At 65.9% G+C, this 15,939-nt stretch carries 13 protein-coding genes; all 13 read left to right on the plus strand.

Translation table 11 applies throughout. The annotated features are described in order from the left end of the window. Window positions 1-38: 38 nt before the first annotated feature. The 13 genes from ahcY (at window position 39) to AADZ55_RS05745 (ending at window position 15,937) form a co-directional block, all read left to right on the plus strand. On the plus strand, window positions 39-1,517 hold the full coding sequence (gene ahcY / locus AADZ55_RS05685) for an adenosylhomocysteinase (protein ID WP_085323245.1): 1,479 nt from the start codon (window positions 39-41) through the stop codon (window positions 1,515-1,517). Window positions 1,518-1,546: 29 nt separating this feature from the next. Further along, window positions 1,547-2,191, plus strand: a complete 645-nt coding sequence (locus tag AADZ55_RS05690; RefSeq protein WP_085323246.1) for a dTMP kinase — start codon at window positions 1,547-1,549, stop codon at window positions 2,189-2,191. 69 nt (window positions 2,192-2,260) lie between these two features. Next, window positions 2,261-2,947, plus strand: a complete 687-nt coding sequence (gene mtrA, locus AADZ55_RS05695; RefSeq protein WP_003899985.1) for a two-component system response regulator MtrA — start codon at window positions 2,261-2,263, stop codon at window positions 2,945-2,947. A gap of 43 nt (window positions 2,948-2,990) precedes the next feature. Then, entirely contained in the window at window positions 2,991-4,694 is a 1,704-nt protein-coding gene (mtrB, locus tag AADZ55_RS05700; RefSeq protein WP_085323247.1) for a two-component system sensor histidine kinase MtrB, read from the plus strand. Then, complete coding sequence (gene lpqB, locus AADZ55_RS05705) at window positions 4,694-6,448, plus strand: MtrAB system accessory lipoprotein LpqB (RefSeq protein ID WP_085323248.1); 1,755 nt, start codon at window positions 4,694-4,696, stop codon at window positions 6,446-6,448. Before mtrB ends, lpqB begins: the two co-directional genes overlap by 1 nt. A 67-nt stretch (window positions 6,449-6,515) precedes the next feature. Beyond that, window positions 6,516-7,346, plus strand: coding sequence for a hypothetical protein (locus tag AADZ55_RS05710; protein WP_085323249.1), 831 nt, complete (start codon window positions 6,516-6,518; stop codon window positions 7,344-7,346). Between the two features lie 37 nt (window positions 7,347-7,383). Further along, entirely contained in the window at window positions 7,384-8,025 is a 642-nt protein-coding gene (locus AADZ55_RS05715) for a ComF family protein (RefSeq protein WP_085323250.1), read from the plus strand. A 374-nt stretch (window positions 8,026-8,399) separates the two neighbouring features. Then, a complete protein-coding gene (gene hpf / locus AADZ55_RS05720) occupies window positions 8,400-9,071 on the plus strand; it encodes a ribosome hibernation-promoting factor, HPF/YfiA family (RefSeq protein ID WP_085323251.1) in 672 nt (223 codons plus the stop codon). Window positions 9,072-9,149: 78 nt separating this feature from the next. After that, on the plus strand, window positions 9,150-11,984 hold the full coding sequence (gene secA, locus AADZ55_RS05725; RefSeq protein ID WP_085323252.1) for a preprotein translocase subunit SecA: 2,835 nt from the start codon (window positions 9,150-9,152) through the stop codon (window positions 11,982-11,984). Between the two features lie 139 nt (window positions 11,985-12,123). Next, window positions 12,124-12,870, plus strand: coding sequence for a hypothetical protein (locus tag AADZ55_RS05730; RefSeq protein WP_085323253.1), 747 nt, complete (start codon window positions 12,124-12,126; stop codon window positions 12,868-12,870). Between the two features lie 31 nt (window positions 12,871-12,901). Continuing rightward, window positions 12,902-14,464, plus strand: coding sequence for an HD domain-containing phosphohydrolase (locus tag AADZ55_RS05735; RefSeq protein WP_085323446.1), 1,563 nt, complete (start codon window positions 12,902-12,904; stop codon window positions 14,462-14,464). A gap of 62 nt (window positions 14,465-14,526) precedes the next feature. Continuing rightward, window positions 14,527-15,282, plus strand: coding sequence for a methanethiol S-methyltransferase (gene mddA / locus AADZ55_RS05740; RefSeq protein ID WP_085323254.1), 756 nt, complete (start codon window positions 14,527-14,529; stop codon window positions 15,280-15,282). Window positions 15,283-15,454: 172 nt separating this feature from the next. Beyond that, complete coding sequence (locus AADZ55_RS05745; RefSeq protein ID WP_085323255.1) at window positions 15,455-15,937, plus strand: cation:proton antiporter regulatory subunit; 483 nt, start codon at window positions 15,455-15,457, stop codon at window positions 15,935-15,937. Window positions 15,938-15,939: the final 2 nt, after the last annotated feature.

Below are 15,939 nucleotides of genomic sequence, written 5' to 3' on the forward strand. Positions count from 1 at the left end.
GGATCCCTATGAGCTCCCAAAGAAGGATGAAAGACCCTATGACGACGACCGAAAATTCGCTGACCCCCGACGTTCGTAATGGCATCGACTTTAAGATTGCCGACCTGTCACTAGCGGATTTCGGCCGCAAAGAACTCCGGATCGCCGAGCATGAGATGCCTGGCCTGATGTCGCTACGCCGCGAGTACGCCGAGGTGCAACCCCTGAAGGGGGCGCGGATCTCGGGTTCGCTGCATATGACGGTGCAGACCGCGGTGTTGATCGAAACGCTGACAGCCCTGGGCGCCGAGGTCCGATGGGCGTCGTGCAACATTTTCTCTACCCAGGACCACGCGGCAGCGGCGATAGTCGTCGGCCCGCACGGCACCCCCGAAAAGCCCCAGGGCGTCCCGGTTTTCGCGTGGAAAGGCGAGACGCTCGAGGAGTACTGGTGGTGTGCCGAGCAGATGCTGACCTGGCCGGACCCCGACAAGCCGGCCAACATGATCCTCGACGATGGCGGTGACGCCACCACGCTGGTGCTGCGCGGCATGCAGTACGAAAAGGCCGGTGTGGTGCCGCCCGCCGAGGAAGATGACTCCGCCGAGTGGAAGGTCGTCTTGAACCTGCTGCGGACTCGTTTCGAGTCCGACAAGGACAAGTGGACCAAGATCGCCGAGTCGGTCAAGGGCGTCACCGAGGAGACCACCACCGGCGTGCTGCGGCTGTACCAATTCGCCGCGGCTGGAGATCTGGCCTTCCCCGCGATCAACGTCAACGACTCGGTGACCAAGTCCAAGTTCGATAACAAGTACGGCACCCGGCACTCCCTGATCGACGGCATCAACCGTGGTACCGACGCGCTGATCGGCGGCAAGAAGGTCCTGATCTGCGGCTACGGTGACGTCGGTAAGGGCTGTGCGGAGGCGATGAAGGGTCAGGGGGCGCGCGTCGCCGTCACCGAGATCGACCCGATCAACGCGCTGCAGGCAATGATGGAGGGCTTCGACGTCGTGACCGTCGAGGAGGCCATCGGCGACGCCGACATCGTCGTGACCGCGACCGGCAACAAAGACATCATCATGCTGGAACACATCAAGGCGATGAAGGACCACGCCATCCTGGGCAACATCGGCCACTTCGACAACGAGATCGACATGGCCGGGCTGGAGCGCTCCGGCGCGACGCGGGTCAACGTCAAGCCGCAGGTCGACCTGTGGACCTTTGGTGACACCGGCCGTTCGATCATCGTGCTGTCCGAGGGCCGGCTGCTGAACCTGGGCAACGCCACCGGACACCCGTCGTTCGTGATGAGCAACAGCTTCGCCAACCAGACGATCGCCCAGATCGAGCTGTGGACGAAGAACGACGAATACGACAACGAGGTGTACCGGCTGCCCAAGCACCTCGACGAGAAGGTAGCGCGCATCCACGTCGAGGCTCTCGGCGGTCGTTTGACCAAGCTGAGCAAGGACCAGGCCGAATACCTCGGTGTCGACGTGGAGGGCCCCTACAAGCCGGATCACTATCGCTACTAAGGCTCCGGCCGGCGCAATAGGCTGGTGCCGTGCTGGTCGCGATCGAAGGGGTTGACGGCGCGGGCAAGCGAACGCTGTCGCATGGTCTCAGCAAGGCGTTCGCGGACGCCGGAAAGTCGGTGGCCACGCTCGCATTCCCGCGATACGGACGTTCGATCACCGCTGACATCGCGGCAGAGGCTCTGCACGGTGAGCACGGTGACCTCGCCTCATCGGTTTATGGCATGGCGATGCTGTTTGCGCTCGACCGCGCCGGCGCGGTCGATGAGCTGCAGGGGTTGCGTGGTGACTACGACGTGGTGATCCTGGATCGCTACGTCGCCTCGAGCGCGGCCTACAGCGCGGCGCGCCTGCATGAGGACGCCGCCGGGGAGGCCGTGGCCTGGGTGCAACGGATCGAGTTCCAGAGATTGGGCTTGCCCAAGCCGGACTGGCAGGTGCTGCTCGCGGTGTCCGTCGAGCTCGCCGGGGAACGGTCCCGCGGCCGGGCCCAACGCGAGCCGGGCCGGGCCCGGGACAGTTACGAACGCGATGCCGAACTTCAGCGGCGCACCGGGTCGGTGTACGCCGAGCTGGCCGCCGCGGGGTGGGGCGGCCCGTGGCTGGTTGTCGATGCGGACGTCGATCCCGGCCGGCTAGCGGCGACTTTGACCGCACCGGACGGGCGAGTTTGACGGTAATTGCCCTAATCAAGCGAGAAACGCCCGTGTGGTGCGCCAGTTTTGTCCCGATGTGGTGACACCATGGACACCATGAGGCAAAGGATTTTGGTCGTTGATGACGACGCTTCGCTAGCTGAGATGTTGACCATCGTGCTACGCGGGGAGGGCTTCGACACCGCGGTCATCGGCGACGGTACTCAGGCGCTGACCGCGGTGCGTGAGCTGCGCCCCGACCTGGTGCTATTGGATTTGATGCTGCCCGGTATGAACGGCATCGACGTGTGCCGGGTATTGCGCGCCGATTCCGGTGTTCCGATCGTGATGCTGACCGCCAAGACCGACACCGTGGATGTTGTGTTGGGTCTGGAGTCGGGCGCCGACGACTACATCATGAAGCCGTTCAAGCCCAAGGAGCTGGTGGCTCGGGTGCGGGCGCGGCTGCGTCGCAACGACGACGAGCCCGCCGAGATGTTGTCCATCGCCGACGTAGAAATCGACGTGCCGGCGCACAAGGTCACTCGTAACGGCGAGCAGATATCGTTGACGCCGCTGGAATTCGACCTGTTGGTCGCATTGGCGCGTAAGCCGCGCCAGGTGTTTACTCGTGATGTGCTCCTCGAACAGGTGTGGGGCTACCGGCACCCGGCGGATACCCGCCTGGTGAATGTGCACGTCCAGCGGCTGCGGGCCAAGGTCGAGAAGGACCCGGAGAACCCGACTGTGGTGTTGACCGTCCGAGGAGTGGGCTACAAGGCCGGACCCCCGTGACCCCCGGTGACGATGCAGAGCGTCGAGAGGAGGAGCGGCGCCTTTGATGTTGGGCTCGCGGCGACGCATTCGGGGTCGCTGGGGGCGCTCTGGACCTATGACGCGCGGCTTGAGTGCGCTGAGTCGAGCCGTGGCTGTCGCGTGGCGCCGATCGCTGCAGCTGCGAGTCGTGGCGCTGACCCTTGGCCTCTCGTTGGCGGTTATTCTGGCGCTTGGCTTTGTGCTGACCAGCCAGGTCACCAACCGCGTCCTGGACATTAAGGTCAGGGCCGCGATCGACCAGATCGAGCGGGCACGCACCACCGTTAGTGGGATCGTCAACGGTGAAGAGACCCGCTCACTGGACAGCAGCCTGCAACTTGCGCGCAACACCCTGACGTCGAAAACCGACCCCGCCTCGGGCGCCGGTCTCGCCGGTGCCTTCGATGCGGTGTTGATGGTGCCGGGTGATGGGCCGCGCGCTGCCTCGACCGCCGGGCCCGTCGATCAGGTGCCCAACGCGCTGCGCGGCTTCGTCAAGGCCGGACAGGCTGCCTACCAGTACGCCACGGTGCTGACCGAAGGTTTCTCCGGGCCGGCTCTGATCATTGGGACTCCGACTTCGTCACGGGTGCCCAACCTGGAGCTTTACCTGATATTTCCCCTGGCGAACGAGCAGGCCACGATCACGCTGGTGCGCGGCACGATGGCCACCGGCGGCCTGGTGCTGCTGGTTCTGCTCGCCGGTATCGCGTTACTGGTCTCGCGTCAGGTGGTGGTGCCGGTGCGGTCGGCGTCACGGATCGCCGAACGGTTCGCTGAGGGGCATCTGTCCGAACGCATGCCGGTGCGCGGTGAAGATGACATGGCCCGGCTGGCGGTGTCGTTCAATGACATGGCCGAGAGCCTGTCTCGACAGATCACCCAGCTTGAGGAGTTCGGCAACCTACAGCGCCGCTTCACCTCCGATGTCAGCCACGAACTGCGCACGCCGCTGACCACCGTGCGGATGGCCGCCGACCTGATCTACGACCACAGCTCCGACCTCGACCCGACCTTGCGGCGGTCCACCGAGTTGATGGTCAGCGAGCTGGACCGGTTCGAGACGCTGCTCAACGACCTGCTGGAGATTTCGCGGCACGACGCCGGGGTGGCCGAGCTGTCCGTCGAGGCGGTCGATTTGCGCACGACGGTGAAAAACGCGCTCGGCAATGTGGGCCACCTGGCCGAGGAGACCGGCATCGAGTTGTTGGTGGATTTGCCCGCCGAGGAGGTGATCGCGGAGGTCGATGCGCGCCGGGTGGAACGGATACTGCGCAATCTGATCGCCAATGCCATCGACCATGCCGAACACAATCCGGTGCGGATCCGGATGGCCGCCGACGAAGACACGGTCGCCGTCACGGTGCGCGACTACGGCGTCGGGCTGCGGCCGGGTGAGGAGAAGCTGGTGTTCAGCCGGTTCTGGCGCTCGGATCCGTCGCGGGTCCGGCGGTCCGGGGGCACCGGGCTGGGTTTGGCGATCAGCATCGAGGACGCACGACTACACCAGGGCCGGCTGGAAGCGTGGGGCGAGCCGGGCGAGGGTGCTTGCTTCCGGTTGACGCTTCCCCTGGTCCGCGGCCACAAGGTCACCACCAGCCCGCTGCCCATGAAGCCGATCCCGCAGCCGGCTCCGCAACCGATCCCGCAGCCGAATCCGCAACCGATCGCACCTGCGCACAAGGAGCGTCAGCGCCCACGCGAGCACGCGGAGCGGAGCGGTTGATGCGGCGACTGGTAGCCCTGCTGTTCCTGGGCGTGGTGCTCGCCGGCTGTGCGAGTGTGCCCAGCACCTCGGCCCCGCAAGCCATCGGAACCGTCGAGCGTCCCGCGCCGTCGAATCTGCCCAAACCGACCCCGGGCATGGATCCCGATGTGCTGCTGCGCGAGTTCCTCAAGGCCACAGCCGATCCGGCCAACCGGCATCTGGCGGCGCGTCAATTCCTCACCCAATCCGCTTCCAACGCGTGGGACGACGCCGGTAGCGCAATGTTGATCGACCACGTGGTTTTCGTCGAAACCCGCAGTGCTGAAAAGGTTTCGGTGACCATGCGGGCAGACATCCTCGGCTCGCTCTCGGACATGGGGGTGTTCGAGACCGCCGAGGGTCAATTGCCAGATCCGGGTCCGATCGAGTTGGTTAAGACGTCCGGTGGCTGGCGCATCGAACGCCTGCCCAACGGGGTTTTCCTGGACTGGCAGCAGTTCCAGGCGACCTACAAGCGCAACACGCTGTACTTCGCCGACCCCACCGGCAAGACCGTGGTTCCCGACCCGCGCTACGTCGCGGTGTCCGACCATGATCAGTTGGCTACGGAACTCGTCTCCAAACTGCTGGCAGGTCCACGTCCGGAGATGGCGCATACGGTGCGCAATCTGCTTGCACCGCCGCTGCGGCTGCGCGGGCCGGTGACCCGGGCCGACGGCGGCAAGAACGGAATCGGCCGCGGTTACGGCGGTGCGCGTGTCGATCTGGAGAAGCTGTCCACCACCGATCCACACAGCAGGCAATTGCTTGCCGCACAGATCATCTGGACGTTAGCCAGGGCAGACATCAGGGGGCCATATGTGATCAACGCCGATGGCGCCCCGCTGGAAGACAGGTTTGCCGAGGGCTGGACGACGTCGGATGTCGCCGCCACCGACCCGGGCGTGGCCGACGGCGCGGGCGCGGGGCTGCACGCCTTGGTGAACGGGTCACTGGTGGCGGTGGACGGTCAGAGTGCCACCACCCTGCCCGGCGCCTTCGGGCAGATGCCGGACCAGACCGCGGCCGCCTTATCACGCAGCGGTCGCCAGGTGGCGTCGGTGGTGACGCTGCGGCGCGGCGCCCCGGACGCGGCGGCGTCTCTGTGGATCGGTGATCTTGGCGGCGAGGCGGTGCAGTCCGCCGACGGCCGCAACCTGTCGCGGCCCAGCTGGTCGCTGGACGATGCGGTCTGGGTGGTGGTCGACACCAACGTCGTGCTGCGGGCGATTCAGGAACCGGCCTCGGGGCAGCCGGCGCGGATTCCGGTGGATTCGACCGCCGTGGCCAGCCGTTTCCCCGGGGCGATCAACGACCTTCAGCTCTCCCGGGACGGGACTCGCGCCGCGATGGTGATCGGTGGGCAGGTGATCCTCGCCGGCGTCGAGCAGACCCAGGCCGGCCAGTTCGCCCTGACCTATCCCAGGCGGCTGGGGTTCGGGCTGGGTTCCTCGGTGGTGTCACTATCCTGGCGAACCGGTGACGACATCGTGGTGACCCGCACCGACGCCGCCCACCCGGTGTCCTATGTGAACCTCGACGGGGTGAACTCTGACGCGCCGGCGCGTGGATTGCAAACTCCACTGACCGCGATCGCGGCCAACCCGTCGACGGTGTATGTGGCCGGCCCGCGAGGGGTGCTGATGTACTCTGCGTCTGCCGAAAGCCGACAGGGCTGGTCGGAGGTATCCGGGCTGATGGTGGCCGGGGCGGCGCCGGTGTTGCCCGGATGAGTACTGTGCCTGCGTTTTTCGCGAGCTGACCGCACCGGCTACCCTCGCAGTGAGGAGGCGCTAGCCGATGTCGCCGAGAGTTCCCCGACTGCGTTGGGATGACCCCTTCCGTGCGTTGGACGTGCTGGGCTCGCTCTGGTCGTCGACCGGTATGTCGCTGGTCAGCGCGGGAGCCGCTCAGGCAGTTGCGGCGCCGTACCGGACGTTGTTCACGACCTTGCAGCAGCTGCTCATCGGCAAGGAAGTCACGGTTCGGATAGGGGACCACGACGTGGTGCTGACCGTCACCGAGCTGGACGCTGCGCTCGAACCGCAGGGGCTGGCCGTCGGTCAACTCGGCGAGGTCCGGGTCGCCGCCCAAGACGTCAGATGGGACCACCATCATCTGCGGAGCGCGGTTGCCGTCCTGCGCAACGTGCACATCCGTCCGGGTGTGCCGCCGGTGGTGATTGCGGCTCCCGTCGAGCTGTCATCCGCACTACCGACAGAGATTTTCGATGATGTGCTGCGCCAAGCGGCGCCGTGGCTACGCGGTGAGTTGTCCGGGGGTGGCGCGGCCCGGCTGCGCTGGGCGCACCGGCCCGAGTGGGGCGGTCTTGAGGTAGACGTCGACGTGGTGGGTACGACCTTGTGGCTGCGACCGCGCACGGTGATAGCCGGTCGACGGCGGTGGACGCTGCCGACCCGGACACCCGCCTACCGGGTGCCATTGCCTGAGCTGCCGCACGGGCTGCGCATCACCGCCGTCAGCCTCGGAGTGGATTCCCTGCAGCTGTCTGCTCTCCTGCCGGAGTGGCGCACGGAGCTGCCGCTGCGGCACCTGGAGAACGTGATCACCCAGTTGAGCCAGGGCGCGCTCAGTTTTGCGTGGCCGCCGCTGCTGAGGGGCTCCGATTGAGAGCGCTGTTGTCACCGGTGACCGCGAAACTTCTAATGTGCTCGACCTAATCCTGCCGCTGGAATGCGGCGGTTGCGGTGCGCCGGCGACTCGCTGGTGTGCCGCGTGCGCCGCTGAGCTGTCGGTGGCTGCCGGTGAACCGCAGGTGGTGAACCCCCGCGTCGACCCCAAGGTGCCGGTTTTCGCGCTCGGTCGGTACGCGGGCGCCCGTCGTCAGGCGATCCTCGCGATGAAGGAGCACGGCCGTCGCGACCTCGTGGTGCCACTCGCGTGCGCACTGGCCGTCGGTGTCGACCGCCTGTTGTCCTGGGGCATGGTCGAGAACCCGCTGACGATCGTGCCCGCCCCGACGCGTGGGTGGGCGGCGCGACGGCGCGGTGGTGACCCGGTCACCCGGATGGCGCGGATCGCCGGGACCGCCCTTGGGCGCCACCGCGACATCACCGTGGCCCCGGCGCTGAGGATGAGGGGGTTGGCCCGCGACTCGGTAGGCCTTGGTACGTCCGCGCGCGAGCGCAACATCGCGGGGCGGGTGCGGCTACGGGGGCAGGGGCCGCGCAACGAGGTCGTGATCGTCGACGACATCGTCACCACCGGCGCGACGGCGCGCGAGTCGGTTCGGGTCCTGCAGGCTGGCGGTGTGCGGGTGGGTGCCGTGTTGGCGATCGCGGCGGCGTGAGGATCTGCTGGCCTGGCCTTGGACGGCCCGCGATGCCTGGCAGCCTGGAAAGCGGTTAGCATTCGGCTAAACCGGTGAAGTTGCCAAGAGAACATGAAGAACTCGAAACAGGTCGGACAATTTGGTGGCACGGTGAGGCGAACACGGGCTAACGTCGAGGTCAGGTTTTAATGACTCACGATCGCGACTTCCCTGGTTGGATTGGCACCCGCGGTAGGAGGTGAGTATTCGACATCTTGCTCCGGCGGGCAGCCTGCGGCGGTGACTTTCTCCTCACCGCTCCTACCCCCGTCGGCGCGCATCTGAAGGCCAGGCACGCAGGGCGCGTGTGACGTGGAAAGAGAAACGAGTTGTCACGTATGTCAAGGCTAGCCGTGGATGCGGGTCAGGTTCTGGACCAATCGGTTGCCACCAAGGAGCAGGCCGAACCGAAATCGAACGCCGAGATCGTGTTCAAGGGCCGCAACGTCGAGATCCCCGACCACTTCCGCATCTACGTTGCGCAGAAGCTCGCCCGCTTGGAGCGGCTCGACCGAACCATCTACCTGTTCGACGTCGAACTCGACCATGAACGTAACCGCCGCCAGCGCAAGTCCTGTCAGCGCGTGGAGATCACTGCGCGCGGGCGAGGGCCGGTGGTGCGCGGTGAGGCGTGCGCCGACAGCTTCTACGCCGCACTTGAATCAGCGGTCGTCAAACTGGAGGGCCGGCTGCGCCGTGGTAAGGATCGCCGCAAGGTGCACTACGGCGACAAGACCCCGGTTTCGCTGGCCGAGGCCACTGCGATGGTGCCGGCGCCGGAACAGGGCTTCAACAACAGGCCGGCCGAGTCACACGATCATGACGGCGCCGTCGTCAATCACGAGCCGGGGCGGATCGTTCGGACCAAGGAACACCCGGCCAAGCCGATGTCGGTCGACGACGCGCTCTACGAGATGGAGCTGGTCGGACACGACTTCTTTTTGTTCTACGACAAGGACACCGAGCGGCCGTCGGTGGTCTACCGCCGGCACGCCTACGATTACGGCTTGATCCGTTTGGCGTGATCGGCGGTCATCACCGGGTCGTCACCTACCATGGGAGTCGCCTTATCTAGAGACTCCTACCCAGACGGGGACATAGCTGTGCTGTCGAAATTGCTGCGCCTCGGTGAAGGTCGCATGGTCAAGCGCCTCAAGAAGGTGGCCGACTATGTCGGTACCTTGTCCGACGACGTCGAGAAGCTGACCGACGCCGAACTGAGGGCAAAGACCGACGAGTTCAAGAAGCGACACGCCGACGGCGAATGCCTCGACGATCTGCTGCCCGAAGCGTTCGCGGTGGCCCGCGAAGCGGCCTGGCGGGTGCTCGACCAGCGGCCGTTCGACGTGCAGGTGATGGGTGCGGCCGCGCTGCACCTGGGCAACGTCGCCGAGATGAAGACCGGTGAGGGCAAGACCCTGACCTCCGTGTTGCCCGCCTACCTCAACGGCATCGGCGGCAAGGGCGTGCACATCGTCACCGTCAACGACTACCTGGCCAAACGCGACAGCGAGTGGATGGGCCGGGTACACCGCTTCCTCGGCCTGGAGGTCGGCGTGATCCTGGCCCAGATGTCGCCCGATGAGCGGCGCATCGCCTACAACGCCGACATCACCTATGGCACGAACAACGAGTTCGGCTTCGACTACCTGCGCGACAACATGGCGCACTCGCTCGACGATCTGGTGCAGCGCGAGCACAACTACGCCATCGTCGACGAGGTCGACTCGATCCTGATCGACGAGGCCCGCACACCGCTGATCATCTCCGGTCCGGCCGACGGCGCCTCCAACTGGTACACCGAGTTCGCCCGGTTGGCGCCGCTGATGGAAAAGGACACCCACTACGAGGTCGACCTGCGCAAACGCACCGTCGGCGTACACGAAAAGGGCGTGGAGTTTGTCGAAGACCAGCTCGGTATCGACAACCTCTATGAGGCCGCCAACTCCCCGTTGGTCAGCTACCTCAACAACGCGCTGAAGGCCAAGGAGCTGTTCAGCCGCGACAAGGATTACATCGTCCGCGACGGCGAGGTGCTCATCGTCGACGAGTTCACCGGTCGTGTGCTGATCGGCCGCCGCTACAACGAAGGCATGCACCAGGCCATCGAGGCCAAGGAGCACGTCGAGATCAAGGCGGAGAACCAGACGCTGGCCACCATTACGCTGCAGAACTATTTCCGCCTGTACGACAAGCTAGCCGGCATGACCGGCACCGCCCAGACCGAGGCGGCCGAACTGCACGAGATCTACAAGCTGGGCGTGGTCACCATCCCGACCAATAAAGAGATGATTCGCGAAGACCAATCCGACCTCATCTACAAGACCGAGGAAGCCAAATACATCGCGGTGGTCGACGACGTCGCCGAGCGCTACGACAAGGGCCAGCCGGTGCTGATCGGCACCACCAGCGTGGAACGCTCGGAGTACCTTTCGCGGCAGTTCACCAAGAGGCGCATCCCGCACAACGTGCTCAACGCGAAGTATCACGAGCAAGAGGCGGCCATCATCGCCGAGGCGGGCCGTCGGGGCGCCATCACCGTCGCCACCAACATGGCCGGGCGCGGCACCGACATCGTGCTGGGCGGCAACGTCGACTTTCTGACTGACCTGCGACTGCGTGCCCGTGGACTGGATCCGGTGGACACGCCCGACGACTACGAGGGGGCCTGGCACGAGGAGCTGCCGCTGGTCAAGGAGGAGGCCGGCAAGGAGGCCGCCGAAGTGATCGAGGCCGGCGGCCTGTACGTGCTGGGCACCGAGCGTCACGAGTCGCGGCGCATCGACAACCAATTGCGCGGCCGCTCCGGCCGCCAAGGCGACCCGGGGGAGTCGCGCTTCTATTTGTCGCTGGGCGACGAACTCATGCGCCGATTCAACGGTGCCGCGCTGGAGACGCTGCTGACCCGGCTGAACCTGCCCGACGACGTGCCGATCGAAGCCAAGATGGTCACCCGGGCCATCAAGAGCGCCCAGACCCAAGTCGAGCAGCAGAACTTCGAGGTCCGCAAAAACGTCCTCAAGTACGACGAGGTGATGAACCAGCAGCGCAAGGTCGTCTACGCCGAACGTCGCCGGATTCTCGAAGGCGAGAACCTGCAGCAGCAGGCCAAGGACATGCTCGTAGACGTCATCACCGCCTACGTCGACGGCGCGACCACCGAAGGCTATGCCGAGGATTGGGATCTGGACGCGTTGTGGCGGGCGCTCAAGACGCTCTACCCGGTCGGGATCACGGCCGACTCGCTGACCCGCAGGGACCAGGAGTTCGACCGCGACGAGCTGACCCGCGATGAGTTGCTCGAGGAGCTCATCGGCGACGCCGAACGTGCTTATGCCGCACGGGAAGCCGAGCTGGAGGAAATCGCCGGCGAGGGTGCGATGCGCCAGCTGGAGCGCAACGTGCTGCTCAACGTCATCGACCGCAAGTGGCGTGAGCACCTCTACGAGATGGACTACCTCAAGGAGGGCATCGGGCTGCGTGCGATGGCGCAGCGCGATCCGTTGGTGGAGTACCAGCGCGAGGGCTACGACATGTTCATGGCCATGCTCGACGGCATGAAAGAGGAATCCGTCGGTTTCCTGTTCAACGTCACCGTGGAGGCGGTCCCGGCCCCGGAGGTCGCCCCAGTCGACGAACCCCAGCAGCTTGCCGAATTCGCTGCGGCGGCCGCTACCGCCGCGCAGCAACGTGGAGCTGTCGGTGGCCCCGCGCGCGAAGGGGCCGCGTTGCGCACCAAGGGCATTGCCAACGAGTCGCCCGCGCTGACCTATTCCGGTCCGGCGGAGGACGGTTCGACTCAGGTGCAGCGCAACGGCGGTGCGGCCGAGAAGACGCCGGCCGGCGTTCCGGCTGGTGCGAGCCGGCGCGAGCGGCGCGAAGCCGCGCGTCGGCAAGGCCGGGGTCCCAAGCCGCCGAAATCGGCGAAGAAGCGCTAGGGGCCGCACCGCGGCAAACCCGTGGTGCGTGGATGCCCCATGTGGCCACTGCGGCCAACGTGACATTCCCGAGTTTGGGGCCTCGAAGTTGAGGCACCCGCCTCATGCGCGTCCACCGTTAGGCGTACAGCATCCAGGTATGACAACGCCACGAACACCCTTGGACGCTGCCACCGCAATCCTGCGCGACCCCAGGCTGCCCGCCGGCGATGACGAACGATTCGTCGGTTTCGGCGTGATGGGCCTTCCCTTCGCCAGCGGGCACTATCTCGCTCTGCGGCATTTTCCGGCGACATCCTTCTCGCCCGGCTACCGATCGGTCTGGCATCGTGATCCCGACGGCGCGTGGACGTTCTACGCGACGACCCCGGGGCCGCAGAGCTGTGCCCGCTATTTCAGTTCGGCGACGTCCCACGACGCCGTCCAGTGTGAGATCGACGTCGCATGGGTCACCCCGTGGTCGTTGTTCGTCGGGATCGAGGGACTTGTTGAGTGGGAGATCGATATCCGCGCAACCCTGTCGACGCGGCTGATGAGCCGCATTGGCGCCCGATTGCCGGCCACGGCGTGGACCAACCGGGTGGTCCTGGCTGCGCTGGGCCGCGCTGCGGGTCCGATGCTGCGGGCCGGACGGGTCCGGCTGGCCGGAACCGCCCCGAACGGTCAGCGATTCATGATCGCGCCAAAGTGGGTGTGGGGGGTGGCCCGGTCGCGCGCCGTGTTGCTGGGAGCCGACCTCGGACCGGTTGGACCGCTGGATCGTCAAGCCCGGCTGGCCAGCTTCCGGCCACCACAACGGGGCCTGTTCGTTGTGGGCTCCGGCCATTTCGAAACGTTCGATGCGGGCCGTCATCATGCCGTCCGGCGCACTGTCGCGATTCGCTGAACCCGGCCCGCGACGTGGGCACAATGATGCAATGGCGTCTCGTCCGGTCGAGTCTTCGGAACTGCCTACTCGCGCCGAGCTGCTGGCGGCGCTCTCGGTGGCGATCGACCTCGGCCTGGGACAGCCCGCCGAGCACATGCTGCGGGCCGCGCTGATTGCGACCAGGCTCGCCGATCGACTCGGACTCAGCCACCAGCAGCGGGATTGCGTGTACTACACGACGCTGATCATGTGGATCGGATGTCACGCCGACTCCCACGAATACGCGCGATGGTTCGGCGACGACATCGCCGTCCGCCACGATTCCTATTTGGTCGACTGGTCCGGGCTGCCGTATATGCGGTTCCTGGCAACCAATATCGGACGCGGCCAGCCGCTGCTGCACCGGTTGAGCATGATGGCAACGCTATTGGTCAACGCGCGCGGCCAGCTGTCCCAGATGATCCACTCGCACTGCACGTCTGCGGCTCTGCTGGCCGATCGAATCGGACTGGGCCCCAACGTGCAAGCGGCACTGGCGTTTGCGTTCGAGCGTTACGACGGCTCCGGCCTGCCCACCGGCGCCCACGGTGACGCGATCCCGATCCAGATGCGGGTAGCTCAGCTCGCCGAAATGGCGGAAGTTCACCACCGTACCTACGGTGTGGAGGGTGCGACTGCGATGGCTCGCGCTCGGCGGGGCGGGCAGTTCGATCCCGAGGTGGTCGACGTCTTCCTAAACGATGCCGCGGGAATCCTGGCCGGCCCGCCGACCGGGGACGCGTGGGCGGCGGCCGTGCGCGCCGCGCCGGATCACCAGCAGCCCCTTGATGACCAGTCGCTGGACACGCTGCTCGTTGCGCTGGGTGACTTCGTCGATCTAAAGTGCCCGTTCACCCTTGGGCATTCGCGAGCCGTGGCCCGGCTCGCCGGCGACGCCGCACTGGCCGCCGGGTTGGACGGCGACGCGGCCGCATTGACCCGACGTGCCGGTCACGTTCACGATCTCGGCCGCATCGGAGTGTCGAATCAAATCTGGTCCAGGCAAGGGTCGTTGACCGCGGCCGAATTCGAGCGTGTGCGGCTGCATCCGTACTTCACGGTGCGGATCCTCAACCAGGTCCGCGGGCTTCGTGACTTGGCGGAGGTCGCCGGCAATCACCATGAATGCCCCAACGGCTCGGGCTATCCACGCGCTCTTGCCGGGAGCGCGTTGAGCCTGCCGGATCGCATCCTGGCCGCCGCAGTCGGCTACCAATCCGCCCGCGAGCCAAGGCCATATCGGGAGCAGCTATCACCGGGTTCGGCGGCCCGGCGGCTACGCGCGCGGGCGCAAGCCGGTGAGCTCGACTCCGTCGCCGTCGAGGCGGTGCTGCACGTCGCGGGGCACCCTGGGGCACGGTCGAACCCGCGGCCGGACGGTCTGACCCCTAGGGAGATCGAAGTGCTGTGCCTGGTCGCCCGTGGCGCATCCAACAAGGAGATCGCGGCGGCCTTGGTGATCAGTGAGAAGACCGCCCGCAACCATGTCGAACGAACCTACGCCAAAATCGGGGTGTCGAACCGCATCGGGGCGAGCATGTATGCGCTTCGCAATGGTCTGGTGAATGCCTAGTCCGGCGAGGTTGGGACAGGCGGCCTATAGGCCAACGCGGCGTTGCGGCGGACAATGGTGGAATGAAGCGTTACTTGACGATCGGGTATGGCGCCGCAAGCTACGTGGCATTCCTGGTGGCGTTCTTGTATGCGATTGGTTTCGTCGGCGACCTCGTGGTGCCACGGACCGTGGATCACGGGATTGCAGCACCGTTCGGCCAGGCCGTCGCGGTCAACATGGTGTTGCTGGGTGTGTTCGCCGTGCAGCACAGCGTGATGGCGCGGCCGGGATTCAAGCGGTGGTGGACGCGATTCGTGCCGCCCTCGATTGAGCGCAGCACCTACGTGTTGTTGGCAAGCGCGGCGCTGGTCCTGCTGTACTGGCAATGGCGAACGATGCCGGCGGTCATCTGGGACGTGCAACAGCCAGCCGGCCGCCTGGCGGTGTGGACGCTGTTCTGGCTCGGCTGGGCGACGGTGTTGGCCTCGTCCTTCATGATCAATCATTTCGACCTGTTCGGCTTGCGGCAGGTGTACTTGGCCTGGCGCGGAAAGCCCTACACGGACATAGATTTTCGAGTCCGGTTGTTTTATCGGCTGGTGCGCCATCCGATCATGCTGGGATTCCTCGTTGCGTTCTGGGCAGCGCCTACGATGACAGCGGGGCATCTGTTCTTCGCGATCGGCACCACCGCATACATCCTGGTTGCCTTGCAGCTGGAAGAGCGTGACCTGGTGGCGGCGCTGGGCAACCAATACCGCGACTACCGGGGCGACGTGCCGATGTTGCTCCCGCTGCCACGGTGGCACCCGGCTGGAGCGGTTCGGAGAAGCTAGTTTTCGGGTCCAGCGGCGACGAGTAGGGCGAAGACCGCTACCGGCGGCGGCTTGCTGAATTGCTCGACGCTAGAGTGTTTTCATCTGCCCGCCAGAACTAACTACGCTCAGCTGCAACAAGATTGCCCATACCGCTTCTATCTCGACCGCATTTCGTCAAGGATTGATCCCTATGGACGTCAAGGAGGTGCTGCTACCCGGCGTCGGGTTGCGGTACGAGTTCACCAGTCATCGCGGTGATCGGATCGGCATTATTGCGCGGCGTGGTGGCGATTTCGATGTCGTCCTGTATGGCCGCGAGGATCCGGACGAAGCCCAACCGGTCTTTCACCTCACCGACGAAGAGGCCGAGACGGTGGCCCAGATTCTGGGCGCCCCCAGGATCGCCGAGCGGTTCACCGAGTTGACCCGTGAAGTGCCCGGGCTCGAGGCCGGGCAGATCCACGTCCGGCCGGGCAGCTTGTTCGTGGATCGGCCGCTGGGCGACACCCGGGCCCGCACCCGGACCGGCGCGTCGATCGTCGCGATCGTGCGCGACGAGGACGTGCTGGCCTCGCCGGACCCGACTGAAACGCTGCGGGCGGGAGACGTCCTGATCGTGATCGGCACCGAAGACGGGATCGCCGGGGTCGAGCAGATCGTTAAAAACGGCTGAAC

The organism is Mycobacterium decipiens (assembly GCF_963853665.1).
Lineage (GTDB): Bacteria > Actinomycetota > Actinomycetes > Mycobacteriales > Mycobacteriaceae > Mycobacterium > Mycobacterium decipiens.